This window comes from Kribbella qitaiheensis (genome assembly GCF_042657745.1).
Lineage (GTDB): Bacteria > Actinomycetota > Actinomycetes > Propionibacteriales > Kribbellaceae > Kribbella > Kribbella qitaiheensis.
On record NZ_JBHSKE010000010.1, the window covers coordinates 108,088 to 132,871 of the forward strand.

23 protein-coding genes and 1 pseudogene are annotated in these 24,784 nt (G+C 67.9%); 16 read left to right on the forward strand and 8 right to left on the reverse strand.

The window, feature by feature from the left end:
* Window positions 1-128 precede the first annotated feature (128 nt).
* From ACFPJ1_RS11580 to ACFPJ1_RS11605, 6 genes are all read left to right on the forward strand, one after another.
* Window positions 129-1,055, forward strand: a complete 927-nt coding sequence (locus tag ACFPJ1_RS11580) for an ABC transporter ATP-binding protein (RefSeq protein ID WP_380103546.1) — start codon at window positions 129-131, stop codon at window positions 1,053-1,055.
* A complete protein-coding gene (locus ACFPJ1_RS11585; protein ID WP_380103548.1) occupies window positions 1,052-2,677 on the forward strand; it encodes an ABC transporter permease in 1,626 nt (541 codons plus the stop codon). Before ACFPJ1_RS11580 ends, ACFPJ1_RS11585 begins: the two co-directional genes overlap by 4 nt.
* A gap of 88 nt (window positions 2,678-2,765) precedes the next feature.
* The gene (locus tag ACFPJ1_RS11590; RefSeq protein WP_380103549.1) at window positions 2,766-3,554 is read left to right on the forward strand and encodes a helix-turn-helix transcriptional regulator; all 789 of its coding nucleotides are present in this window, start codon (window positions 2,766-2,768) and stop codon (window positions 3,552-3,554) included.
* Window positions 3,555-3,576: 22 nt separating this feature from the next.
* On the forward strand, window positions 3,577-3,966 hold the full coding sequence (locus tag ACFPJ1_RS11595) for a VOC family protein (protein WP_380103550.1): 390 nt from the start codon (window positions 3,577-3,579) through the stop codon (window positions 3,964-3,966).
* Window positions 3,966-4,343, forward strand: coding sequence for a hypothetical protein (locus tag ACFPJ1_RS11600; protein ID WP_380103551.1), 378 nt, complete (start codon window positions 3,966-3,968; stop codon window positions 4,341-4,343). The genes ACFPJ1_RS11595 and ACFPJ1_RS11600 overlap by 1 nt, the downstream gene beginning before the upstream one ends.
* A 188-nt stretch (window positions 4,344-4,531) precedes the next feature.
* The gene (locus ACFPJ1_RS11605; protein WP_380103552.1) at window positions 4,532-4,720 is read left to right on the forward strand and encodes a trehalase-like domain-containing protein; all 189 of its coding nucleotides are present in this window, start codon (window positions 4,532-4,534) and stop codon (window positions 4,718-4,720) included.
* A gap of 28 nt (window positions 4,721-4,748) precedes the next feature.
* Here the strand turns inward: ACFPJ1_RS11605 and ACFPJ1_RS11610 are convergent, their stop codons facing one another.
* Together ACFPJ1_RS11610 and ACFPJ1_RS11615 are read right to left on the reverse strand one after the other, a co-directional pair.
* Window positions 4,749-5,273 (reverse strand): hypothetical protein, encoded by a 525-nt coding sequence (locus ACFPJ1_RS11610; RefSeq protein WP_380103553.1) that lies wholly within the window; start codon window positions 5,271-5,273, stop codon window positions 4,749-4,751.
* Between the two features lie 340 nt (window positions 5,274-5,613).
* Window positions 5,614-7,731: an AAA family ATPase gene (locus ACFPJ1_RS11615; RefSeq protein ID WP_380103554.1), complete on the reverse strand. Its 2,118-nt coding sequence runs from the start codon at window positions 7,729-7,731 to the stop codon at window positions 5,614-5,616.
* Window positions 7,732-7,977: 246 nt separating this feature from the next.
* Between ACFPJ1_RS11615 and ACFPJ1_RS11620 the strand changes: the two are divergent.
* From ACFPJ1_RS11620 to ACFPJ1_RS11650, 7 genes and pseudogenes are all read left to right on the forward strand, one after another.
* Window positions 7,978-8,079 (forward strand): annotated as a pseudogene (locus tag ACFPJ1_RS11620) (hypothetical protein); the annotation flags it as partial.
* A gap of 316 nt (window positions 8,080-8,395) precedes the next feature.
* Window positions 8,396-9,349 (forward strand): NAD(P)/FAD-dependent oxidoreductase, encoded by a 954-nt coding sequence (locus tag ACFPJ1_RS11625; protein WP_380103573.1) that lies wholly within the window; start codon window positions 8,396-8,398, stop codon window positions 9,347-9,349.
* 38 nt (window positions 9,350-9,387) lie between these two features.
* A complete protein-coding gene (locus ACFPJ1_RS11630; protein ID WP_380103555.1) occupies window positions 9,388-10,227 on the forward strand; it encodes an alpha/beta fold hydrolase in 840 nt (279 codons plus the stop codon).
* A 172-nt stretch (window positions 10,228-10,399) separates the two neighbouring features.
* Window positions 10,400-11,233: a helix-turn-helix domain-containing protein gene (locus ACFPJ1_RS11635; RefSeq protein ID WP_380103556.1), complete on the forward strand. Its 834-nt coding sequence runs from the start codon at window positions 10,400-10,402 to the stop codon at window positions 11,231-11,233.
* A 70-nt stretch (window positions 11,234-11,303) separates the two neighbouring features.
* Complete coding sequence (locus tag ACFPJ1_RS11640; RefSeq protein ID WP_380103557.1) at window positions 11,304-12,677, forward strand: FAD-binding oxidoreductase; 1,374 nt, start codon at window positions 11,304-11,306, stop codon at window positions 12,675-12,677.
* A 1-nt stretch (window position 12,678) separates the two neighbouring features.
* Complete coding sequence (locus ACFPJ1_RS11645; RefSeq protein ID WP_380103558.1) at window positions 12,679-14,712, forward strand: hypothetical protein; 2,034 nt, start codon at window positions 12,679-12,681, stop codon at window positions 14,710-14,712.
* Between the two features lie 119 nt (window positions 14,713-14,831).
* Complete coding sequence (locus ACFPJ1_RS11650) at window positions 14,832-15,572, forward strand: orotate phosphoribosyltransferase (protein WP_380103559.1); 741 nt, start codon at window positions 14,832-14,834, stop codon at window positions 15,570-15,572.
* 57 nt (window positions 15,573-15,629) lie between these two features.
* On the opposite strand, the gene ACFPJ1_RS11655 is transcribed toward ACFPJ1_RS11650, so the two are convergent.
* Both ACFPJ1_RS11655 and ACFPJ1_RS11660 read right to left on the reverse strand, forming a co-directional pair.
* Window positions 15,630-16,328, reverse strand: a complete 699-nt coding sequence (locus ACFPJ1_RS11655) for a DAPG hydrolase family protein (RefSeq protein WP_380103560.1) — start codon at window positions 16,326-16,328, stop codon at window positions 15,630-15,632.
* 336 nt (window positions 16,329-16,664) lie between these two features.
* Window positions 16,665-17,576, reverse strand: a complete 912-nt coding sequence (locus ACFPJ1_RS11660) for a helix-turn-helix domain-containing protein (protein ID WP_380103561.1) — start codon at window positions 17,574-17,576, stop codon at window positions 16,665-16,667.
* Between the two features lie 136 nt (window positions 17,577-17,712).
* Here ACFPJ1_RS11660 and ACFPJ1_RS11665 point away from each other — a divergent pair, with 136 nt between their 5' ends.
* From ACFPJ1_RS11665 to ACFPJ1_RS11675, 3 genes are all read left to right on the forward strand, one after another.
* On the forward strand, window positions 17,713-18,693 hold the full coding sequence (locus ACFPJ1_RS11665; protein ID WP_380103562.1) for an aldo/keto reductase: 981 nt from the start codon (window positions 17,713-17,715) through the stop codon (window positions 18,691-18,693).
* A gap of 95 nt (window positions 18,694-18,788) precedes the next feature.
* Window positions 18,789-19,193, forward strand: a complete 405-nt coding sequence (locus tag ACFPJ1_RS11670; RefSeq protein WP_380103563.1) for a nuclear transport factor 2 family protein — start codon at window positions 18,789-18,791, stop codon at window positions 19,191-19,193.
* A 705-nt stretch (window positions 19,194-19,898) separates the two neighbouring features.
* Complete coding sequence (locus ACFPJ1_RS11675; protein ID WP_380103564.1) at window positions 19,899-20,027, forward strand: MerR family transcriptional regulator; 129 nt, start codon at window positions 19,899-19,901, stop codon at window positions 20,025-20,027.
* A 37-nt stretch (window positions 20,028-20,064) separates the two neighbouring features.
* On the opposite strand, the gene ACFPJ1_RS11680 is transcribed toward ACFPJ1_RS11675, so the two are convergent.
* The 4 genes from ACFPJ1_RS11680 to ACFPJ1_RS11695 all read right to left on the reverse strand — a co-directional run bounded on the left by ACFPJ1_RS11680 (window position 20,065) and on the right by ACFPJ1_RS11695 (window position 23,741).
* Window positions 20,065-21,003: an aldo/keto reductase gene (locus tag ACFPJ1_RS11680; RefSeq protein WP_380103565.1), complete on the reverse strand. Its 939-nt coding sequence runs from the start codon at window positions 21,001-21,003 to the stop codon at window positions 20,065-20,067.
* 382 nt (window positions 21,004-21,385) lie between these two features.
* Window positions 21,386-21,574, reverse strand: coding sequence for a DUF7455 domain-containing protein (locus ACFPJ1_RS11685; RefSeq protein ID WP_380103566.1), 189 nt, complete (start codon window positions 21,572-21,574; stop codon window positions 21,386-21,388).
* A gap of 280 nt (window positions 21,575-21,854) precedes the next feature.
* A complete protein-coding gene (locus ACFPJ1_RS11690) occupies window positions 21,855-23,180 on the reverse strand; it encodes a COG1470 family protein (protein WP_380103567.1) in 1,326 nt (441 codons plus the stop codon).
* 192 nt (window positions 23,181-23,372) lie between these two features.
* Complete coding sequence (locus ACFPJ1_RS11695) at window positions 23,373-23,741, reverse strand: hypothetical protein (protein WP_380103568.1); 369 nt, start codon at window positions 23,739-23,741, stop codon at window positions 23,373-23,375.
* Window positions 23,742-24,784 lie beyond the last annotated feature (1,043 nt).

Consider the following 24,784-nt stretch of genomic DNA (forward strand, 5'->3'; position numbering starts at 1 on the left):
GCCCGGGGTGCCTTGGAAACAGGGACCTTCTCCCCTGCCGGACCGACTTACCGGTGGAGACAGTCGAAGTGGAAGGCCGAAGAGAACAGCCGCGGTGGTTCGAGCGGGAGCTTGACGAGGTGAGGAACATGACGGTGGCAATTTCGGCGGCCGGGCTGGTGAAGAACTTCGGCTCGACCCGGGCACTCGATCAGCTCGACCTGGCCGTCTCGACCGGGGAGGTCCACGGCTTCCTCGGGCCCAACGGTGCGGGTAAGACCACCACGATCCGGATCCTGTTGGGGCTGTTGCGGCGCGATGCCGGACAAGTCGCCGTACTGGGTGCAGACCCCTGGCGGGACACCGTCAGCCTGCACCATCGCCTGGCCTACGTGCCGGGAGAGGTGAATCTCTGGCCCAACCTGACCGGTGGGGAGGTCATCGATCTCCTGGGTTCGCTGCGCGGCGGCCTGGACCGTTCGCGTCGAGCTGATCTCCTCGAGCGGTTCGCGCTGGATCCGACGAAGCGCTGTCGCGCCTATTCCAAGGGCAACCGGCAGAAGGTGGCCCTGGTTGCGGCGTTCGCGTCCGACGTCGAGCTCTACCTTCTCGACGAGCCGACGTCCGGCCTTGACCCGTTGATGGAGACGGTGTTCCAGGACATCGTGAGCGAGCGGCGTGAGGCAGGTAGCACCATCCTGCTGTCCAGTCACATCCTGTCCGAGGTCGAGGCGCTGTGCGACCGCGTGACCATCGTGCGCGCCGGCCGGACGGCCGAGTCGGGCACCTTCGACCAGTTGCGGCACCTGACGCGTACCAGCGTTGTCGTGGAGACCTCGCAGCCGATCGACGGGCTCGACGGCCTGCCCGGGGTGCAGGACGTGAAACGCGACGGTCCGCTGACCCGGTTCAGCGTGGACCAGGGTGACCTCAACGCGGTGCTGACGCGGCTGGTCACTTTTGACGTGCACAGCCTCGTCAGCTCCCCGCCCACCTTGGAGGAGCTGTTCCTGCGCCACTACGGCGACGACATCGCCGCCCAACGCACAGGCGCCGACCTGGCGGGTGTTCGATGATCACCCTCACCGGCACCGCCACACTCACTCGCCTCGCACTGCGCCGGGACCGGATCACTCTCCCTGCCTGGATTCTCGGTCTGACCATCTTCACCACCGCCACCACCGCGCTCTGGGCCAACGAGTTCCGGAATCCGGCAGCAGACCTGGTCCAGGAAACACGTGTCACGGCGACCAATCCTGGAATTCGCATGCTGGGGTTGGCCTCGGGACCCAGCGTCGGTGGGTACGCCATGGTTCGCGACTACCTCCTGCTCGCCGTCCTCGCCGCGCTGATGAGCACGTTCGCCGTCGTGCGACACACCCGGCAGAGCGAGGAATCAGGCCGGGCCGAGCTGATCGGCGCCGCATCCGTGGGACGCTACGCGAACCTGGCAGCCGCCCTGATCGTGACCATCGTCAGCAACATCGTCCTGGCGGCCCTGCTGGGCCTGGGCCTGATCGTTGCCGGGCAGCCGCCCGGCGGGGCCTTCGCCGCCGGCGCCGCGGTCGCCGCTGTAGGCGTCGCGTTCGCCGGAGTCGCTGCGGTCACGGCTCAACTCGCCTCCAGCACGCGTGGCGCCAGCGGCCTCGCCGCCGCCGTCCTCGGAGTTGCGTTCCTGACCAGTGGGATCGGCAACATGGCCGGCCGCGTCGATCCCAGCGGCCTGCGCGTGAACAGCGCTTGGCCTGCTTGGCTGTCCCCGATCGGCTGGGGTCAGCAGATGCGGCCATTCGGCGGTGACCACTGGTGGCCGCTGGGGCTGGCGGTCGCGCTGTTCCTTGCCTGCACCGGCACAGCCGTCCTGTTGGCCGCGCGGCGCGACTTCGGGCAGGGAATCCTGCCTCAGCGACGCGGCCGCGCGCAGGCCGGCCGCGTCCTGCGCAGCCCGGTCGGCCTGGCCTGGCATTTGCAGCGCAGCGCATTCATCGGCTGGGCGATCGGCATGCTGGGCTTCGGCCTTGTGATGGGTGGCCTGATCGGCCAAGTGAAGGACTCAACGGGCGCAGCCCGCGACTGGTACACGGAGATGGGCGGCAGCGAGCTGATCCTCGATGCCTACCGCGCCTCGGTCATGCAGATGGCAGGCATGGCGGCGGCGATCTACACAGTGCAGGTGCTGCTGCGCATACGCGCCGAAGAGGTCGACGGGCCCGTGGAGCAAGTCCTCTCGACCGCGGTCAGCCGGTTCCGCTGGGTGGCCGGCCACGCGGTCACAGCGCTGCTCGGCGCCACCACACTGCTATTGCTCTTCGCCACTGGTTCGGGACTGGCCGCAGGAGGAGTGCTCGGCGATCGGGCCGGACAGGTGCGCATTCTTCAAGGTGCAGCCCTGGTACAAATGCCAGGCATTCTCGTGGTCGCTGCCGCAGTGATCGCCGCAGCTGGTCTCATCCCCCGCTTCGCTGCTGCCTTGTCGTGGGCGCTGCTCATGGCGTTCATTCTGGTTGGTCCACTGTTCGGCCCCACATTCAAACTGCCACTGTGGGTTCAGGACCTCTCGCCGTTCACGCACGTCCCCAAGGCCCCGGCCGTCGCGGTCACGACCGCCCCGGTCCTCACCTTGCTCGCAGTCGTCGCCGCCCTCACCCTGACCGGCCTCCTGTCACTCCGCCACCGGAACCTCACCCTCCCCGCCTGACAGCGGCGTGACGCAACCGCCACGAGAGACGGCTCCAGGTAGAAGCTCCCGGGCCAGGAATGTCCCCGCTCGCATCTACGCTGCGAGGATGAACCGCATCGACCGCTTGTACGCCCTGGTGGAGGAGCTGCGGGCGGCAGGGCCGCGCGGTCGTACGGCGCGGCAGCTGGCCGGGCACTTCGAGGCAAGTCTCCGCACCATCGAGCGCGACCTGAGTGCACTCGGGCAGGCCGGCGTTCCGCTCGCGACCAAGACCGGAAGAGCGGGCGGGTACACGCTGGATCGCTCGATGAGCCTGCCGCCGCTGAACTTCACTCCCCGCGAGGCGGCGGCCGTCGCCGTGGCGCTGAGCCGCAGCGAGCACGTGCTCTTCAAGGAGGACGCCCGCAGGGCGCTGCAGAAGATCGTGGCGGCGATGCCGGAGCGGGCGCTCGCGGAGGCGCGCAGTACCGCCGAGAAGGTGCGGCTGCTGGTTCACCCGGTGCCCGACCCCGACGCCGAGGTCGCCGAGACGATCTGGCGCGCCGTTCGCGACAACAACGTGCTGCACATCCGGTACATCGACGTCGGCGGGGTCGAGACGGAGCGCGAGGTCGAGCCTCAGCACGTCGTGGTCGGACCCAACGGCTCGTATCTGACGGCCTGGTGCCATCTGCGGCGCGACGACCGGGTTTTCCGCATGGACCGCATCACCCGTGCCGAGAGAGCACCCTCGCTGCCGCGCCCGCAGCGCGCAGCACCGGAGCTGCTCGTCGACGGCCACGAGACGAAGCTGCCGGCGTCGGCGTTGCATCCTGAAGATCTTCTGCCGAACACCGACATAGGGGTGTCGCGGAAGGCCGAGACGGTGGGTGTAACCCGCCGCGCCGGCGGGTGATCCGAAGCAGAAGGAGATACCCATGAGCAACCCCATTCCCGGAACGCTGGCCTGGTTCGAGGTCGCGACCAGCGACCCCGGCGGCGCTGAGAAGTTCTACGGCAGCCTCTTCGACTGGAGCTTCGAGGCCGACGGCCCCGCTGCGTCAGGCGGCATGGACTACCGCAACATCAAGGCCTCCGGTGCGGACGGCCCGATGGGCGGCATCTTCGGCACCCGCGGCGAGGCGCCCGGCCACGCCGTGTTCTACATCCTGGTCGCCGACGTCGAGGCCACTTGCGCCGACGCCGAGCAACTCGGCGGCTCGGTGGTGAGCAAGCACCTCGACCCCGGCCCAGGCGCGCCGACGTTCGCCTACCTGCGCGACCCGGCGGGCAACAAGTTCGGCGTCTTCAGTCCACCGGCGGCCTGATGGCAGGAAACGGGAAGGGCACGTCCCCGTCGGAGCCATCCGACGGGGACGATGCCCGCGACCTTTACGAGGAGCTCACCGACGACCTGCTCTATGACCCCGCAATCGGCCGGGCAACGATGATGGGGTACCCGTGCGTGCGGCTGGCCGGGCGATTCCTCGCGTCCTACGACGACAAGACTGGCTCTCTGGTCGTGAAGCTGCCTCGCGAGCGGGTCGCCGAGCTGGTCGACAATGGCCACGGTGACCCGTTCGCGCCCGCCGGCAAGGTCTTCCGCGAGTGGATCTCGATCCCCACGATCGCTCCGGACCTCTGGCGCACCCTCCTCACCGAGGCCGTCGACTTCGCCCGGAAGTCGCTACACGATGACCGGTGAGCCCAGCCGTGGAGGCCGTCGTCAGGGTCGACGGCCTCCCAGCCCGAGCGCCCGGATGAGCCAGGAAGCGACCCTGGCCACGTGCCTGGTCCAGTGCCCTGCCCCTGGTGGACCACCAGTTCGGGCGGAGCGGCGTACTTGCGGCGTACTTTGGCTCGGGAGGAGCGCCATAGTGGAGGGAGGAACGCATGTACGCCTATCCCCTGATCGCGGACCATGGGTTGATCTGCGACCTGCAGACTGCGGCGCTGGTGACGACCGACGGCGAGATCGACCGGTTCTGCACCCCGCGACTCGACACGCCGAGCGTGTTCGCGTCGCTGCTCGATCGTGAGCAGGGCGGACGCTTCCGCATCGCGCCGCCGCCGCGCAGATAGGTAGACGCCGAACCGGTCGCGGTGCCGCCTATCTGATCTTCGTCAGCACCCAGAATGTGGTTCCCGTGCCCGCGCCGTAGGCGAGGTGGGCGCTGAGGTCCCAGGCCAAGGTCTTGGCGTCGTACTCCCAGATCGGCTTGTAGAGCCCTGCGGCCGGCAGGGCGACATAGTCGCCGGCGAACACCACAGCGCCGAAGGGCACGCCGTACAGGGGATGTGGCGCGCGCAGCGATCCAGCGAGGATTCCGTAGGCCGCGCCCGCTGCCGATCCATAGCCCCAGTGAGCGATGGTGCTGATGAGCCAGGCGGAACGGTCAGGGAGTTTGCGCTGGGTGAAGCCCTCGATCACACGCCTGACTACCTGGCCTGGGTCAGGGGCCGCCTCCCAGTTCTCGACCGGCGCGAACTCCCAGGCCACCGGGGTTTTGGTGCCGCCGGACCGGCGGTATTTCTTGTAGTGGACAGCGTCTAGGCAAGTGGTCCCAACCGCACCGGCCAGCAGTCCGACCACCACCGCCGCGAGCGGCGTCATCGGGTTCTTCCGGACGCGCATGTCGGTCTCCCCTCATGATCAGGGCGCCAGCCAGGCCAGGTGCGGCCGCGACCGGCGCCTCAGCGCCGATCCGCAGATGGACTCGAGCGCGGCACAACTGGTGGTTAGCAGCTGCGGCGCTCGGACTCCTCTGCGGCGAGTCCTAGGCACCAAGCCGGTGACAGCCCAATTGTCGTCGGTGACTGGGAACCTGAGAAGGGGACATCGGGCTCTCTCCTTTCGTGTTTGGGTGACCGCCAAGCCTCAGGCGTCGACGGTGCGACATTCCTGTGCGGCTCGGATCTCCTGTCTGTCAAATGGGCTCCGATGGGCCGTCTCGCCGAAAGTCATCTCACCGACCTCAGGGCGGCACGCCCTGTGGGCCGTGCACTTCTCGGGCCCACAGCCAGTCGACGATGCGGTCGACGCCCCGGGCGAGTTGGCGGCGGTAGGTGGTGAAGGGTAGGCCGAGCACCTCGGCGGCGCGTTCCTGGGTGGCGGCGGGTCGTAGGAAGGTGCGGTCTATGACCCGGAAGGGTCTGTCGTCACGGGGGTCGGCCCGGAGTGAATCAGCGGCCTGGAGAACGAGGGCACGAAGCGTGTCGGCGGATGAGTCACCGTGGTCGCGGACCAGCCTGGATCGCAGCAGCGGATTGTCGGCGAGCTGGTCCGGCCGGTGCAGGAACCGCAGGGCGGCACGGACCGCCTGGGCGAATTCGGGCTGGGAAAGCACCAGTTCCGGGTCGGCGCCGGTAGGCGGTCCGGCAGGGGCGCCGATCTCCCGGTCCGACATCAGCTCCAGCCACTCCAAAGGCCCCAGCCGCCGGAAGTCGTGGGCGAACACGGCGTAGTGATGGTTGCCGATGTCGTACTCCGCCTCGTGGGCCCGGTGGTAGTCGATGTAGGCGAAGAAGGGTTCCCAGAAGGCCGCGTCCTCGTAACACGCGATGAAGTCCCACGACAGGCGCGGAGTGGTGAGGACGTGTTGGATGTGCCACGCGGTGATCACGTTGTTCGACGCGGACGGACTTTGGTAGGCATCGCGATCCATCAAGAACCTGGCCGCATGAACACTCTCGCCTGGCCGCGGCGGGCCGTGTCGCTGCGCGTACTCCCAGATCGCCGCGGCGCCGGGATCGGCGGCGAGATCTGACTCGCCGGCCTGATCGAGGGTGATCGCCCCGCCGTACCCGATCGGTTCGCCTGTTCCGGCCCGGATGGCAGTGAACGTCGCAACAGGATGCTCCATCCAGTGCCCCACCAGCGCGGCCTGCTCCGCACCCTGGTGCCGCCTGGTCATCGCGAGGATCGGAATACGGTCCTCGTCGCGGAGCTCGTCGGGGAACGCGTGACCGAAGGATTCCCAGTCCCAGAAGCTCCGCATCGCCGGGTTGTTGCGGTGCAGGAAGATGATGTCGGCAGCCCACCGGTGCTGTTCCAGTCCCCTGGTACGGCCTGCCTGCTCCACCAGGTGCCGACGTACCCGCCGGTGCAGATCGGCGTACGAGGCGCGGTCCCGCCAGCGCAGATCCGCGTCGAGGACATCCCGCGCCACGTCGTGCGGGAACACGCCGTACGGGTCCTCCTCGATGAACGACAACCCGCGCAGCCAGCCGAACAGCTCATGCGTGTCGTCGCCGCCGAGCGCCGTACGCAGCAGGTCCTCCGTGGTGAACCGGGCGTGCGCGCAGGCCTCCAACGCTTCCCGGTGCCGCGGGCTGGGGACCCACTCGACGAAGTGTTCGAGCAGTACCCGAACCACATCCGGCGTTTCCTGCAGGGACAAACCCGGCGCCAGGGCACCTCGGTGCTGCTCGACGACGTCAGCCAGCAGGGACAAGGCGAGCGGATGCCCGTGAGTCATCTCGAGCACCCGTCGATGCAAGTCCTCGGGCACACCCGCGGCGTCGAGGTAGGACCGTGCGTCGTCGGGTTGCAGGTTGCGCAGGGCAACTACTCGCAACAGCTCGCCCCAGCCGGGATCGCTCGCCCACTGGGGCGAAGGCGGCGTACGCCCGGCCACCACGACCAGCGCGCCCGCGGGAAACTCCGGCAGGAACTCCTCACGCAGCCAGTTGTCCAGCGGCACCAACTGCTCGTAGGTATCGATGAAGAGAATCGGGCGACGGTGCGCGGCGAGGCTCTCCAGTGGTGCTGCTCGTTCCGGCAGGCCGAGGGCCGCGCCGAGCGCGGTGTAGAACGCGGGCGGCGACGGCTCGATCGTCCGGGCGTCCAGCCGCACCGCCGTAGCACCCGCATCCTCGGCGGCCTCGGCGAGAGCGCCGAGTAGAGCGGTCTTCCCGATCCCTCCCGGCCCGTGAACGAACAGCACAGTGAAGCCGGACTCGCCCGACGTCAACGCAGTCCGGAACAACTCGAGCTCACCGGTCCGCCCGACGAACCGCCGGCGCCGCGCCTGCCGAAGCCGATCCGCAACCGTAATCGCACCGAGCTGTGCCGACTTGTCACGGCTCGCCATGCGCTACCCCCTTCGACGCTCCGAAGCATCCTCGTGCGCCGCGCCTCAGTCCAACCTGCCCCTCGCCCGGCGGGCGGTCAAGACGGCTGGCCATCCCTGACGGCCTCCGGACAGTGATTGGACAGTGATTGGTCTGGAAGGTGAGCAGTCCGATGCCGCACTGTTCCGGCACAAAGACAGCTCCGGAGGTGTGACATGGCGGAAATCCTCGTGCTGGGTGCCGGTCTGAACGGCCTGGTCACCGCGATGCTGCTGGCCCGCGACGGCCACAGCGTGACGATCGTGGAACGCGACGACGCCACGCCGGGCGACGATGCCGAGAACGTTTGGCAGACGTGGCAACGGCCAGGAGTCAACCAGTTCCGCCAGTTGCATTTCATGCTGCCCCGGTGGCGGGCGCTGATGCAGCAGGAACTGCCGGCCGTGCTCGAGCAGGTGATCGCCTTCGGCGGCTCCCGCTTGAACGTGTTCGCTGAACTTCCCCCCGACCTGACTGGCGGCCGGCGCGACGGCGACGAGCGGTTCGAGACGGTGACGGCCCGGCGTCCGGTCCTCGAGGCAGCAGCCGCAACCGTCGGCCAGAGAAGCCACGGCGTCTCGATCCGCCGCGGCGTCAAGGTCACCGGATTGCTCACCGGGCCTCGCGTGATCTCAGCAGCGCCACATGTCACCCGGTGTCGTGATCGACGGCGGCGCAGTACTCCGTGCCGATCTCGTCGTCGACGCGGCAGGCCGACGATCGCCCGTCGGCGCGATGATCGAGTCCGCCGGAGGCCGCCGCCCCGACGAGGAGCTCGAGGACTCAGGATTCGTGTACTACGCCCGCCATTTCCGTTCGGTGGACGGATCTCGCCCCACCGCCCTCGGCACACTGCTCCAGCACTTCGACAGCGTGTCGGTCCTGACCCTTCCCGGGGACAACGGCACCTGGGGCGTCGGGTTCACCACGTCCGCGCGGGACAAGCAGTTGCGCGAGCTGCGCGACCCCTCCGCCTGGCAGTCCGCGTTGAAGCTCTACCCGACCGCCGCCCACTGGGGCGAGGCCGACCCGATCACCGACGTACAGGTGATCGCCGGTATCGAGGACCGCTACCACCGGTACGTCGTCGACGGCGAACCGGTGGTCACCGGGCTCGTCGCGATCGGCGACGCGTGGGCTTGCACCAACCCCTCGCTCGGGCGCGGCGCGTCGATCGGGATGCTGCACGCCTGCGCGCTCCGTGACCTGCTCCGCGACGTCAGCCCGGACCAGCCGGAGAAGCTCGTCCGGCGGTTCGACGAGCTCACCGAGAGCACAGTCACCCCGCTGTATCGAATGACCCTCGCCTTCGACCGGCACCGCCTCAACGAGATCGCCGCCGACGTGGCCGGCGAGACCTACCAAACCTCAGACGCCAACTGGGCGATGACCAAAGCGCTGTACGCAGCCGCACAACAAGACCCCGACGTACTGCGTGCCTACGCGTCCGTCGCGTCGATGCTCTCCACTCCCCCGGAGGCACTGGCAGCCCCCGGCATGGTCAGCAAGGTCCTCACTCTCGGCGCCAACGCCCCCCAATACCCGACGCCTGGCCCCACCCGCGCGGAACTCCTCTCCACGATCGCCGGCCCACGCTGACGTCACTGCAGCCAGCCGAAACCAGCAAGGAGCCCACCATGCGCTTGGACATCAACGGAACAGTCCTCGAGGTCGAGGACCTTGGCGACGGCGAGCCCGTCCTCCTACTCCACGGCTGGCCCGACTGCCACGACGTCTGGCGCCACCAGATCACCCCGCTCGGCGAGGCCGGGTACCGAACCATCGCGCCCGACCTTCGCGGCTTCGGTCACTCCGACAAGCCCGACACCGTCGCGAGCTACGGCATGATCCAGATGGTCAGCGACCTCATCGGACTCCTCGACGTCCTCGGGACACCCCGGGCCCATGTCGTGGGCCACGACTGGGGCGGCGCGATCGGCGCAGTACTCGCCGCCCTGTCGCCCGAACGAGTCACCAGCCTCACCTGCCTGTCAGTCGGCCACCCCGGGGCGTTCGCCGCCGCAGGCTGGGAACAACGCGAGAAGTCGTGGTACATGCTGTTGTTCCAGTTCCCCGGCATCGCCGAACGTTGGCTCGCCGCCGACGACTTCGCCAACCTCCGCAACTGGAGCCGGCACCCTGACATCGACTCCGTCATCACCTACCTCCGCGACCCGGCGGCCCTCACCGCGAGTCTCGCCGTGTACCGGGCGATCCTGCCGCCGGAATCGCTGATCCGCCCTCCGACGGAGCTCCCGCTCATTCGGGTTCCGACCATGGGGCTCTGGTGCAGCGAAGATCTCGCCATCACCGAACAGGCACTGACCGGCACCGCAGCGTTCGTCGACGCCCCCTGGCGGTACGAGCGGATCAACGGCATCGGCCACTGGCCACAACTCGACGCACCCGACCAGGTGAACACCCTGCTGCTCGACTTCCTGACCAGCCTCCCCACTCCCACCTCGGCGTACTCCTGATCGCCTAAGCCACCAGCGGCGCGGCCTCGATCATGGGACTCCGCATCCGCTGTTCACCACGCAGCCTCATCGCCAAGCCGCCATGAAGCGCTGGCCGGCAACAAGCCCTCATCGGCGGCACCACGTCTCCTCCATCGCCGGCTGCGGGCGAGGATCGGCGTAGGGTTGATGGATGGCGCTTGGTACGGCGCTGGGTGACTATCTGCGTGCGCGGCGTGAGCTGGTCCGTCCAGAGGATGTCGGCCTCCGGGTGAGCGGCCGCCGACGCGTTCCCGGGCTGCGGCGTGAAGAGCTGGCGCTGCTGGCCGGGATCAGCTCGGACTACTACCTGCGACTGGAGCAGGGCCGCGACCATCATCCGTCCGCGCAGGTGCTCGACGCGCTCGCTCGGGCGTTGCACCTGGACGCCGAGGCAACGGCGTACCTGCACGCCTTGTCCCGGCCGAAGGCGAGCACGGCCCGGGTGGTTGGACATGAGCGTGCGCCGGCCTCGATCGAGCGGATCATCGGACGATGGCCGAACACACCCGCTTACGTCCAGGGGCACTACCTGGACGTGATCGCGGCCAACGAGCTCGCCACGGCGGTGTCCCCTGTGTTCCAGCCCGGGATCAACCTCGTCCGTGCGGTCTTCTGCGATCCCGAGCTGCGCAGCTCCGTCCCCGACTGGGAGGACCTGGCCGAGGCTGCCACCGGCCGGTTGCGTGTGCGTGTCGGGCCTGATGTGGACGATCCGCGGCTGGTCGAGCTCGTGGATGAGCTGTGCGCTCGCAGCGAGGAATTCCGTCGGAGCTGGGCCCGGCACGACGTGGCAGTGGCGTCCCCGCTCGTCTTCCGCTTCGACCATCCGCTCGTCGGCCCACTCGCCCTCAACATCGAGCGGTTCCCGGTCAGCGGCACCGAGTCGCAGACCCTCGTGATCTGGCACGCCGACCCTGACAGCGCGACGGAACACGCGTTGCGCCGGCTGGCCCAGCTGCTCACCCGTCGCGACACAGCTCACTGAGACTGTCCCTGCGGATCCTAGGAAAGTCCGGGTTCTGGTTGCCGCCGGCCCGCGATCGCACTCTCGCCCTATGACTGATCTGCAATTCTCCGAAGCTCTTGACTCACGCATCACCGGGGACGTCGTCGCGCAAGGCAGCCCCGGCTACGAAGACGCGCGGCGCGCCTGGAATCTCGCCGCGGATCAGCGCCCAGCGATCGTCGTGTTCGCGGAGTCGGCTGCCGATGTCGGGGACGCGGTGCGCTTCGCCCGCTCCCACGGGATGCGCATCGCGCCGCAGAGCACAGGCCACGGCGCAATGGCGCTCGAGCCGCTTGACGGCCAACTGTTGCTGAAGACGTCGCGCATGCGCCGGGTCGATGTCGACCCGGCGAGGCGAAAACTGCGTGTCGAGGCCGGCGCCCAATGGCAGGACGTCACCGTCCCAGCCGACGAACACGGCCTTGCCGCTCTCGCGGGGAGCTCGCCGAACGTCGGCGTGATCGGCTACACCCTCGGCGGTGGGCTGGGTTGGCTCGCCCGCCGCTATGGCCTCGCCGCGAACAGTGTCACTGCGGTCGAACTCGTCACGGCCGACGGCCGCCTGGCGCGGATTGACGCCGATCACGAGCCCGAGCTGTTCTGGGCGGTCAGAGGCGGCGGCACCGTCGGCGTCGTCACCGCGATGGAGATGGACCTCTACCCGGTACGCGAGGTGTACGCCGGCGCCCTGTTCTTCCCGATCGCACGCAGCGCTGAGGTCCTGCAGACCTGGCGCGCATGGACCGACACGGTGCCCGACGAGATGACGTCGATCGCTCGGATTCTGCGGCTGCCGCCGCTTCCCGACATACCCGAGCACCTGCGAGGCCAGGACTTCGCACTCGTCGAAGCGGCCTACCTCGGAGATGCCCGAAGCGGCGCCGACCTGCTCCGCCCCCTGCGCGAACTGCGGCCCGGCACGGACACGTTCGCGATAATTCCGCCGGGGGCACTCGGCGGACTCCACATGGATCCACAGCAATCAGTACCGGCCGAGGGCGACGGGGCGCTCCTCAGGGATCTCCCGGGCGCGGCGATCGACCAGATCGTCGCAATGGCAGGTCCCAGGGCCGATACCAGCCTGCTCAGCGTCGAGATCCGGCATCTCGGCGGTGCCCTGGCGCGCGAGGCACCCGGTGGCGGCGCGCAACCCAGGCTCGACGGCAAGTACCTGGTCCTGGGCATCGGGTTCAGCGCAACCCCCGAGGTGGGTGCCGTCGTACGCGCCGATGCACAGGCCATGCTGGATGGCCTGGCGAGGTGGCGCGCGGACTACGACTACTTCAACTTCGTCGAGATACCGGCGCCGGCCGAGGACGTGCTCGCGCCCGCCTCTGTCCGACGCCTGCGTCAGATCGTGGCCCGCTACGACCCGGACCAGACGATGATCTCCAGGCACCCGTTGACCCCGGCGGAGTACTGACATGTCCGGCGACCGGTACGTCGTACCCGAGTCGACGGCATCCGTGTGGGAGTCGGTGTCCGGGGCGGCCATCGGTGATCACCTGCTCGAGTGGCCGCCCGATGTGTTCGCACTCACCGACGTGGTCCTGGCCCGATCGGAGGCGTATCGCTTCGCATTGTCGCCGAAGGCTGACCAGGACTGGCCGCCACCTGACATGCCGGACTGGCCGGACGCGGTCGTCGAGGCCGGCCACCAGTGGAGCACGTGGGCCGAGACTCGGGTAGGGCCTGTTCCCGAGTTGGTAGCGGACCAGTGGAAGGCGCTCTGCGACGGGCTCGACGTACCGCTGAGCCAGCTCACCGAGGGTCGCGATTGGCGACTGTGCACGGCCCTGCTGACCCTGCACGCCATCGCCGACGAGGCCTGCGCCGGTGTCGGCATCGCTCTCGAAGTACCGGAGGCAGGTGGCCTGCTCTATCGCGCCCGTTGCCGCGAACTCCTGGTCAGGACCGGATCGGTGGCCCGCGTCCCACCTCATCTGCTCAGAGTCCTGCCGAAGGTCCGCACGCCCGCCAACGGCTCGTCCGTACGATCGCTGTCCCGCTACGCCTGCGTGCAGCGTGCCGGTGTCAACGTCGAGTGGCACAAGGTGCCCAACCGACGCCCAGGCATGCAACAGCCGCACGACCGAGGTGTCAACTATCTCCTTCTGCCCTGGCCACTGCGGGTCCGTGAGTCGGACTTCCACCCGATCCCCGGATCGGTACGACGGCACGGCGACGACATCTTCGGCTTCTTCGCGTTCGAACCCAGCGAACGACTCGACCTGGATCTGGTCGACCGCCTGCTCGTCGCCGCCCTCGACGAGGTACGCGACGTCCACGTCGTGGCGCTACCGGAGAACGCGATCGACGTCGACGAGATAGAGGGGCTCGAGGCAGTCCTTGCCTGCCACGGTGTCAAAGGACTGATCACCGGCGTCCGGGATCCATCGGACCGGCCCACCGGCTTCCCCACCAACTGGGTACATCTGGGCGTGACGACCGGCGAGCACTGGATCCACATCAGGCAGAACAAGCACAACCGCTGGCTCCTCGACGAGGAACAGATCTTCCAGTACCACCTCGGCGGAACCCTCCACCCCCACGTCCGCTGGTGGGAAGCAGCCGAGATCCCCCGACGCGCGGTGCACTTCCTGGACACCGGCGAAGGCGCCACCCTGGTCGCACTCATCTGCGAGGACCTCGCCCAGATCGACGACGTCGCCGAGGTGATCCGCTCGGTCGGCCCGACGATCGTCGTCACACCCCTGCTCGACGGACCTCAGCTCAGCTCCCGCTGGGCCGCCCGCTACGCCAGTGTCCTGGCCGACGACCCCGGCTCCGCGGTCCTCACCCTGACCTCGCTCGGCATGGCACAACGCTCCAGGCCACCCGGCGAAAGCCCGTCGGCCGTCATCGCCCTGTGGAAGGATTCCACCCGAGGCGTCCGCGAGATCACCCTCGAGGCCGACGCGCAGGCCGTGCTGCTGACGGCCAGCGCCGACCGAGCGACCCGACGTACAGTCGACGGCCGGCGGCCCATCGCCAGCGGCAGTGAACTGTTCAACATGAGCGTCTTCCAGGTCCGAGCGGCGAGCGTCGGCTCTCAGCCCACCGCACCCGCTGCCGGTGCGACACCCAGGCCCCGGATCGATACCGGCGAACTGAGCGTCCTCACCAGCTGGGCCGAGGCCAGCGCCAACGCTCTGGCCTTCGCACCCGAGCGAATCGACGACGTGGTTGCCGATGCCCAGGCCAGCGCACCGTGGCGGGCCGAACTCAACCTTCCCGAACCCTCCGCACGACTAGCCAAGGCCATCCACGCCATGTTCGACAGCCTCAGCGACGCGATCGACACTGCCGAGACCCAAGACCTCGATGCACTCGTCTCAGCCATGCAGAACAACTCCACCGGCCGGCCGGCACCCGACGCGATAACCCGCCTGGTGCTGCGATCTGCCCTCGAGCACGGCCAGGCCCGCCTGGCGCTCGGAGCCGATTCACCGACCTGAGGAATTGGGTCCAGAGTGGCGCCTCGGGCCAACGGTCGCCCCACTGTGCTCGCGTCCAGGGTGATCACCAGTGGCCGCCACAGATGCGATGAACGCGGGCCAGCGCGACCGTCGATGGTATGACCACGAACCAGCTGACCTTGGCCAACCCCAACCGGGTAAGGCTCGCCGACCACGCCGACGTTGCTCGCCTCACCGCCGTTCACAATCCGCCGACGAACCTCGTCGCTCGGCTGGCCACCGTGCCGGGCCTCGTCCGGCCCGGCATCGCGCACTGGGACCTGAAGACGCGTCTGCCCCTTCACCCACTGTCCAACGAGAACGCCTACGGCGACCCGCAGTTGCTGCACGACCTCGCCCTACCCGGGGCAGCCTTCGCCCACCGCCTCGACGTGGACGTCATCGTCGGCGCCGAGACTGGCGGCATCCCGCTGGCCACCGCCGTCGCGCTGGCCGGCGACCTTCCGTTCGCGTTCGTCCGCAAACCCGGCTACATCGGGCACGAGGACCACGAACCACGCGTCCGCGGAGCCGCAGTCGCCGGCCGGCGAGTACTGCTCGTCGACGACGCGATCTCCTCGGGCAAGGCACTCGAAGCCTTCGCAGACGAACTCCAAAACGAAGGCGCGAACCTCGCCGGCGCCTTCGCCCTCGTCGACATGCGCGACGTTGCCACCACGGTCGCTCCGATCGCCAAGACACTCCCGATCGAGTCCATCGCGACCTACCTCGAGGTACTCACAGCAGCCACCGACCACGGCATCCTCGACCCGGCAACCCACCAACTCGCCGTCGACGCCCTCATCAACCACTGGCCCAACGACGACCCCCGCTGGACCCTCCTGAACCACGCCGCCTAACCAGGTCCACTGCGGCCACGGTTCACTCAGGCCGAGGCCCGAGTCCGACGCGGATGGTCACGGCGTTCCGTCGAACGCGTCGCGGAGTGCGGGCAGGAACGAGGCGAGGTGGTTCATCTCGGCCGCGCAGTGGTGCAGCAGTCCGACCCCGAGCAATTCGAGGTTCGGCTCACCAGCGGGCGCGCGGCCGGCCGGCGGCTGGGCCACCGACGTGGGCGGCAGGTCGAGGTGCTGGGGGTAGTTCAGGAAGAACCGGCTGCGCATCTCCGAGCCCGACTCGGTCGCGCGTACCTGGTGGACGATCCATCCGAAGGCGGCAGGCGCAATGCTCGGGCCGACCCGGCCGACGATGACCGTCTCCCCGACCGGGATCTGGTCGAAGCCCATCCGTGCGGGATCCATGAACCGGATGGCCAGCGGGGCCAGGTGACCACCGACGTATTCGTCGACGTACGAGACGTTGCCGATGTAGCGCTGCCGGTCGGTGAGGTCGCGGTCGCGGCTGCGCGGCTGTCCGACCGCGCTGAATTGGTGCGCGTCCGGATGCCAGAGTTTGTACCGGGCGGACTCGCTGCTGTGCCAGCCCATCCACCAGTCCCACATCTCACCGGTCACGCCGGGCATGTCGGTCAGGATCGAGACCGCGATCGTGCCGTCGTCACGGGTCGTCCAGCCGGTCTCCATCGCGTGATAGCCGCGCCGGGTGAGCATCCGGACCGCATCGGAGGGGCAGTAGCCGTATTCGGTGGGAGCCATGCCCGCCAGCAGCGCCTCGCCCACGAGCTAGCGTTCGTACTCGATGCGCGTGGTTAAGGCCACTCCCCCGTCTCGATGACCCAAGACAACTACCTAGACCGCAAGCCCCCAACGCCCTTCGCCACCGACGCTCTCCAACAAGCCTTCGAAAACCCCGACCTTCTATAGAGGCGGCCGCACCCTTCAGCACCTGCCAGCAGGCCAGGCCCTGAGGGATCTTGGAGCTGGCTGGCCCGGCTCTTGATCTACTTCCCTCGACAAGAGGAATGATCATTCAAGGGCTGTCCCCATGATCAGCCGGGGTCGTTACCGACCGGCCGCAGGTTAAGGATCAAGTTAGTCCTCGAGGTTCCGGCCGCGTGTTCCTGCTGTCGGGTTGTTGTTCCGTTGGTTGTCGGCGTTCCAGCTGGCCAGGAGGCGGATCGCGTCGGCTTCGGGGGTACCGGGTTGGGGGGTGTAGACGGTGAGTATCTGGCTGGAGACGGCGTCGATGCGGAGGGTCTCGTAGGGCAGCGTGACCTCGCCGATGAGTGGGTGCCGGAAGGTCTTCGTGCCGGCTCGGTGGGTTCGTACGTCGTTGGTCGCCCAGCGCGTCCGGAATTCTGTGCTGCGGGTCGCGAGTTGTCCGATCAGTTCGGTCAGGTCGGGGTCGTGGGGGTGGCGGCCGGCCTCGATGCGCAGCATCGCCACGGTGTCGGCTGTGATCCGGTCCCACTCGGGGAACAGGTCCCGGGCCCTGGGCTCGTCGAGGAACAGGAAGCGGGCGCTGTTCGTCCGTCCGGGCAGGTCGTACATCGGTGCGACGAGTGCGCGCCCGAGTGTGTTGGCCGCGAGGATGTCGAATCGGCCGTTGAAGACCACTGCGGGTAGGTGGTCCATAGAGTCCAGCAACACCCGGATTCCGGGGGTGACCAGGTCCTTCGCTGCGCCGCTGCGCCGTTTGCGAGCCACCGGGGCCAGAGCGGCCAGCAGCCGGTCGAGGTGAGCGCATTCGTCATCGTCCAGATGCAGGACCTGGGCGACGGCGTCGACGACTCCGGCGGAGGGCCCGGTTGCCTGGCCGCGTTCGAGCCGCACGTAGTACTCCGGGCTGACCCCGGCGAGCAACGCGACCTCCTCCCTGCGCAGGCCTTTCACCCGACGGCGGGTGCCCTGGGCAGGAAGGCCTGCGTCCGTTGGAGTGACTCGGGCGCGGCGGGTGGTGAGGAACTCGCGGACCGCCGCCCGCGCGGCCTCCTTCTCGTCCATGAGTTCGAGGATAGGCCCGAGTCACATCCCGGAAGGGGTCCCTGTGAGTACCCCTTTTCGCAGTGCCTGTCGGGATGTGGTGAACCGATGTTGGCTGGAGCCTCCTTCGACACTCCCGACGAGAAACGAGTTTGTGATGCAGCACGCCATGCTTGGGAGCCTGCGGGTTTCCCGGATCGGCCTGGGTGCCATGACCATGGCCGGCACCTACACCTCCGGTGGCGGCCTGGACGACGCCGAATCCATCCGCGCCATTCATCGCGCGCTTGACCTCGGCGTCACCCACATCGACACCGCTGAAAGCTACGGCCCGTTCCACAGCGAGGAGATCGTTGGTCAGGCGCTGCAGGGCCGGCGCGACCAGGTCGTCGTCGCCACGAAGTTCGGCATCCTGTCCCATTCCGGTCGTGGACCCGGCCCGTTCGACAGCAGTCCGGGCAACATCCGCACCGCCGTCGAGGGCTCCCTGCGGCGCCTTCGCACTGATCGGATCGATCTCTACTACCAGCACCGGGTCGACCAGAACACCCCCATCGAGGACACCGTCGGTGCCGTGACCGAGCTGATCGCCGAAGGCAAGGTCCTGCACATCGGTCTGTCCGAAGCATCGCCGGACACGATCCGCCGCGCGCACGCCGTGCACCCGATTGCCGCGTTGCAGACCGAATACTCCCTGTGGACCCGCGACCCCGAGACCGAGCTGCTGCCCCTGCTACGCGAGCGGGGCATCGGCCTCGTCCCCTACGCGCCGCTCGGGCACGGGTTCCTGACCGGTCAGCTCCGCACGCCGGACGACATCCCCGACGACGACTGGCGCAAGACCAATCCGCGCTTCATAGGCGAGGCCTTCTACCAGAACCTGCAGCTCGTGGAGGAGGTACGGAACATCGCGGCCGAGGCTGGTGCCACCCCGGCACAGATCGCGCTGGCCTGGCTGCTGGCCCAGGGCGAGGACATCGCCCCCATCCCCGGCAGCCGGCGAGTCGCTCGCGTCGAGGAGAACACCGCCGCCGACGGCGTCATCCTGACCGCCGACCAGTTGCAGCGGCTCGACCACATCACGCCGGCCGCCGGCGCCCGACACGACGAGATCAACATGGCCTCGATCGACCGCTGAACCCAGCATCGGCGAGTTTGCCACAACCAGCCCGAACACCGGACCCTACCGGGATTCTCGACGCACGAGAGCCTTCGCCTCAGAGGAAAAACGCCATGTCCACAGCCACATCACTCACCGAGCAGAACCGCGCGATCGTCGAAGCCATGTTCGAAGCGGCGAACAACGGCGACGTCGAGGGAGTCTTCTCCTATCTGTCCGACGACGTCACGGTCATCGAGCCGCTGTTCCTGCCCTTCGGGAAGGCCTACCACGGCAAGGACGAATTCCTCGGCCTCGCCCAGGTCTTGCCGAACTACCTCGACGTCTCCTCGATCACGGTGCATTACACCATCGCCGACGGCGACCGTGTCGCGGCGTGCGTCGGCATCACGGACGTCGCGACCGGAGAGCTGACCCGTTTCATCGAACAATTCACCATCAAGGACGGCAAGATCGTCGAGAATCGGCTGTTCTACCACAACGCCGGCACCTTGGTCGACAAGCCCAAGGTCGTGTAGCGCACACTCAAACTCGCTGATCGCCTCCAGCGTCTCCTCACCCAGTAGTCGAACGCTCGGCGTGCTCGAATTTCAGGCCGTCCCGGGCGGGCGAGCGCGCACGGGAGGAACCCTCGCCAAGCTGGAGCGGACCGCACGCGCTTTCCAGAGCGGCGCGATGCCCGGCGCGCCATGCAATGACGATGACCCGACACATCGAGCCTGAAGGGCACGCTGCACGAGGTGACAGTGGCTCTGACTGTGAAATCGAGTGTCGTTTGTTAGTGAATCTCGGTGTCATCAGGGCTTTGGTCAGTGGCTGGATCTCCGTGAATCTGATGTCGTCTCCGGCTCCGGAGCTCGCGGCTGTGCCGACAGTTTCGCTCCCGGCACGCGCGACAACCTGCGCACGGAGGTTGCCTTGGCGATGCTGTGCACTGTCCAAGCCTGAGTGTCGGACGGCAGCTGTGAAGTAGGGCCCTGCCTGTGGCCGGTAGATCGACGATGGCTCCGAGCCACGGTGCGGTGGTTGACCAGCGAGCTTGTACGGTCGGATCTGGAGCCGGCTCCAGGCAAGCTGTTAGTTTCTCGTGATGACGACGTACTCGCCGGCCGAGGCAGCCGCACAATCCGGGTTCAGCATCGATACGCTGCGCTATTACGAGCGCAGTTGCGTCGGTACGGCGAGTTGAGCCGTGACGACACCACGATGCCGGAGCGAGTCGTTTGCTCGAGGAGCACGCCGCCTCGATCCGGGCGAGGATCGCCGAGCTCGACGCGATCCTCGCGCGAGTTGAGGAGAAGGCGGACTGGTACCGCGGGGAACTCCGCCGGACGGGGGATGCGACGTCCTGACCCACTCCCGGCATTGGGGCTGTCCGCGCGTCGTCGCCTATGCGCCGTCCAGCGCCGCCAGTTCATCCTCGGTGAGGATGGTGGACGCGCCTACCACGGCCTGCTCGACCTGTTCGACGCTGCTGGCTCCGACGATCGGGGTCAGCGCCGGGCTCCCGGAGGCCAGCCACGCGAGCACCACCTGGCCCGGTCGGAGTCCGCGCGCAGTGGCGACACGTGTCAGCGCCGCCAGCCGTCGTTCGGTGCCGGGGTGGCGGTACTCGGTCTCGAGTGGGCGGTCGTTGCGGTCGTATCGGCCCTGGAGGGTGGCGGTGTAGACCCAGCCGTCGAACGACGGGTTGCGTCGCAGGAAGTCGAGCCCGTCCGGTGACAGCATTCCCAGCGGGACCGGCTGGCCCTCCACGGCCATGCCGCCGGCGGGCTGAAGGTAGGAGTAGCGCTCCTGGTATGCGACTGGTTGCGGGTGGCCGGCGCGTTCGGCGGTGGCCCGGATCCGCTCGAGCAGCCAGGACGGGTGGTTTGACACGCCCCAGCGAGCGGTCAGGCCGTCACGGACCAGGCCGCCGAACGTCTCGACCAGGTCCTCCACCGGAACGGTCGGGTCTTCGACGTGCGCCCAGTACAGGTCCACACCGTCCACGCCCAGCCGCTCCAAGCTCTTTGCCATGGCTCCGCGCACGACGTCCTCGCGCAGTCCTTCGAGGTGGTCGGGGAACCCGCCGACCCGCGTGGGCTGAGCGCCTGCCTTGGTACTGAGGCGGACGCGGACCCCGGAGTTGGACGCCAGCCAGCGGCCCAGCAGCGCCTCGCTCTGGCCGCCGAAGCCCGTCTCGGAGGTCCAGAAGCTGTAGTTGTCGGAGGTGTCGATGAAGGCTCCGCCCAGTTCGGCGTACCGGTCGAGGATCGAGAAAGCGGTCCGTTCGTCCACCGTGGTGCCGAAGTACATCGTCCCGAGGGCCATCGTGGGTGTGTTCATGGCTCCAGCCTCGTTGCTGGAGCGCGCTCCAGGTCAAGCCGCGAGTTCACGAGAGCTGCGGATTCGCGGGAGGCACGCTGGGGTAGACCCGCCCGAAGCGGTCAGGTTGGGGTATGTGTGAGCCGGTACGCTGCTTTCTCGGCGCGTCCAGATCCACTAGCAGCATCTCGTCGACCGCGGCCTTGAACGGATCCAGCTTCGAGGCCCGCGGCGCATACGGAGCCCGCGGTTGCGGCCACGCGGACGTCAGCGCCTTGTTGACGGTGCTCCAGCTGACGCCGTACTTGTGACGACAGCTTTCACGGAGATCTGACGCCCTCAAACACCATCAGAACCATGACAGCGTGGCCCGGCGGGACCGGGCATTCGGGCTCGGTGTCGGCTAGGTCACCTGAGGGGCGAACGCATGCTCGCTGACGGGCCAGGTGGTCCAGCCTCGCGCGTTCAGCGCCGGCCATAGCCGGCTGCCGCAGTGTCGGCACAGGTAAAGCTCGCCGGTGCGCTCGGCGCGGCACACCGCGCGGACCGCCGCGCGGACCGCTGGTCCGCACCTGTCACAGGTCTCGTTCATGCAGTCATCGTCGCGCGGATCGGCGCGTGTCGTCCCCGGTGCAGACCCGGGTCGAGTCCCCGGTTTGTACCCCGGGCCCGGGGTACCGGCGGATCGCGGCGACGGCTGCAGCAGTCGCCTCATCAGCTGAAACTCCAAACTGGCGGGGCATCGAGATCGGCTCGACCCCGAGCCAGCGGCCCTCGACGACTCGGTTCTTGGATAGCTGAGCACGCGAGCTCAGCTTGCCGGCCTATGGCCACTGGCGTGCGGGGGCGTTCAGCACGAGTGTTGGTGTGGGTCAGCGAGTCCACATGCTGGTCGTGTTCTGGCAGAACCGGAGGAACGCGAACGTATAGCCGTACAGGTCTCCGACTTGGTCTTGGCTGCTCTCGATACTCCATTTGCAGCCGCTGATGCCGGCTGCATCAAGAACTGTCGCGTCGCCTGTCGCGTTGTAGGTGATGAAGCCGTGGTTGCTGGTGTCGACCAGGCCGGAGTCACTCAGACCCAGCTCATTGTTCATGAGCGTGTAGCTGCCGTCGGGCCCAATCGTCAGCCACCAGTGGCTGCTGTCACCGGCCCCTCCGTTCCACTTTCCGACCAGCTCGGGCGGCGGTGCCGGCACCTCGACTTCCGGCCCGTCGGGTGTCGGGGTCGGCGTTGGTGTCGGGGTCGGTGTCGGCGTCGGGGTTGGTGTCGGGGTTGGTGTCGGCGTTGGTGTCGGCGTTGGTGTCGGCGTTGGTGTCGGCGTTGGTGTCGGCGTTGGTGTCGGCGTCGGGGTTGGTGTCGGCGTTGGTGTCGGTGTCGGCGTTGGAGTCGGTGTCGGCATGGGCGTCGGCGCAGGTGTCGGGGTCACTCCCATGGTCCCTCCCGAGGTCCCTTCCGGGCCCGGCGGTCCGATAGCCATGGCCACGCCGAGGCCGACCACGATGACGCCCACGAGCGCAAGCGCAGCTGTCGCTAGCCAGCGCGGGAACAGGGCAAGGTGGGTGATGGTGCCGCGCAGCAGCGAGGGCGTCGTCAGTCCATCGGAGCTGACCTCGATGGCGAAGGGTCGATCCATGGCGCCGCCGAGCCAGCGCAGCGGCGCTGTGACTCGCACCGGTACGTCGAGGCGGGTGCCAGGGGCGACAGTGACGGCGCTCGGTACTGAGACGCGCACATCGCCCTGTCCCGCGCCCGATAATTCGACATTCTCGGTGACATTCCCGTCGTTGGTGATGGTGATCCAGCTGCGCGCATGACGTCTGGCGTTGACGCGATCAGGAGACAGGATCGTCGCAAGTTCGTGGAACGCACCGACAACGAGACTGCCTCCGGTGCCGGCCCGCACTCGCGGGTCCAGGGACGACTGAACGTGGATCTGAAAGGGCGTAGTCCCCGCCACGCGGTCGGACCTGCGTGGCGGGGCGGCCTCCAGAGAGATCCTCGCGTCGGTCTCCGGGTAGATGGACACGGTTGTCGGCTGCACCCTGAGCCAAGGCACTGATGCACCCTCCACGGTCGCCTCTACGACGACGTCCTCAACCCGGGTGCCGTCGTTGTGCACGGTGATCTCGGCGTCGGCGACCGAACCCGGATCGACCGGCAGCGTGGCCGGCGCGACGTCTACCCGCAGAGCCAACGCCGCCCCATCCCCCGATGACGCGCTGCCCCGAGCCCGCGCATCCTGCGCCTCTTGTTCATTGCCGTCCTGCCAGTCCAAGAATGAGCCGCAGCTTGGGCAGAAACTGACGTGACTGCCAGCAATCCTCGTACCGCACTCACTGCATCTTGCACTCATCCGCGTTCACCCCCTCGCTTCTAGTGGGCCGACTCAGTCGCTCAGGCAGCTCGGGTAGTCGGCGAACTCACAGACAACGAAGTCGAGATGCTGACCGTACGGCGGGACGTCTACCGGGAACGGGCCACCATCGCCGCCGCGTGGGCCGCACTCATAGTCGCTTTCGACATCGACGACGCACATCGCGTTGTACACCCCGGGCGAGAGCTGGATGGAGTAACGGCCCTGGGCGTCGGAGTCGACATGGGGTTGGTGGCAGATTCCGGGACAGGACGGCACGATCTTGAACTCGACCGTGACGTGGCCGGCTGGCTCGCCGTCAGCAAAGATCGTCAGACCGCTGAAGGTGGAGTCGCTCGCGGCCTGGTCGTCGGGCTGGGGTGCAGGCCGGGTTGTCGTCACTACGTTTGGGCTCGGGACCGAGCTAGGTGGGATGCGAGGGGGAGTTGTGGTGGTGCTGTTGTACCCATCCGCCGAGTCGTCACCGACGGTCGTGGAGCTTTCTGGCACGCTGAAGGTGTCAGGTTCGGCGTGCCTCTCGCTGCACCCAGCGACGACCGTCGCCGCGATCAGGAGACTCACGGCGAAGATGGACGCGATCCGCCGCTGTTGTGTCGAGTTGTGGCCCATGGCTCCTCCGTGAGTTATCCGAGCGAGTGTGACGTGGCTGGGAGGAGCTCGTCATGCCGCCAATTCGACTTGATTGCGATATCCCGGATCTCGTGGCGGGTCCAGAAGCCACTGATCGCGGCACGATCCCTTACCGCAGTCATAATCAGCCGAAATGAGGTCGAAATTGGTGAAACATGATTCTCCCCAATGGCGCTTGCGACGGGACCGCCGCTTTCCTCCACAGTCGGCTCGATGGCCACGTGACCACATCAGGAGTAGGCCCTTAGAATTGGCGCCCACCCCCTTAGAACTCTCCGGCGCCTGGGGCGTCGCGTCGTCCTTGGTGTGCAGACATTCGGCTGGTTTGGGCTGAGACTGGATACCGTGCAACTTGCGGGCTCCGGTGGGAGGAAGCGATGGCGAACCACCGGTGGGCCCAGGCACTGCTCAGGGAGGGTGCGAGCCGCGCAGCACTGGCATTGCCGCTGCGATCGGCGTACCGCCTCGCCGTCGAGATGGGCGCGAGCCCCCTGCAGCACAAGGTCGAGACACTGGCAGCGGGCGGGTGCGACTCGAACCCTCGACCCAGGGATTATGAGAGCCATGGCAACGCCAACACTGACCCACGTCAGACTGGGGCTAATGGGTGCGCCCCAATCTGGCCGCCTTCTCCCCCTCTGCTAGACACAGTTTCATGGCACGAACCATGGCAGGCGCAACATGCCGCGGCGGCCCCCACCCACCTTTGATCCGACAACTGATCCGAGTGGCGTCCAGCAGAGTGGTGTACGGCGGGCCCGGTGACGGGCGTGGCGTAGGCGCATAGAGGCGGT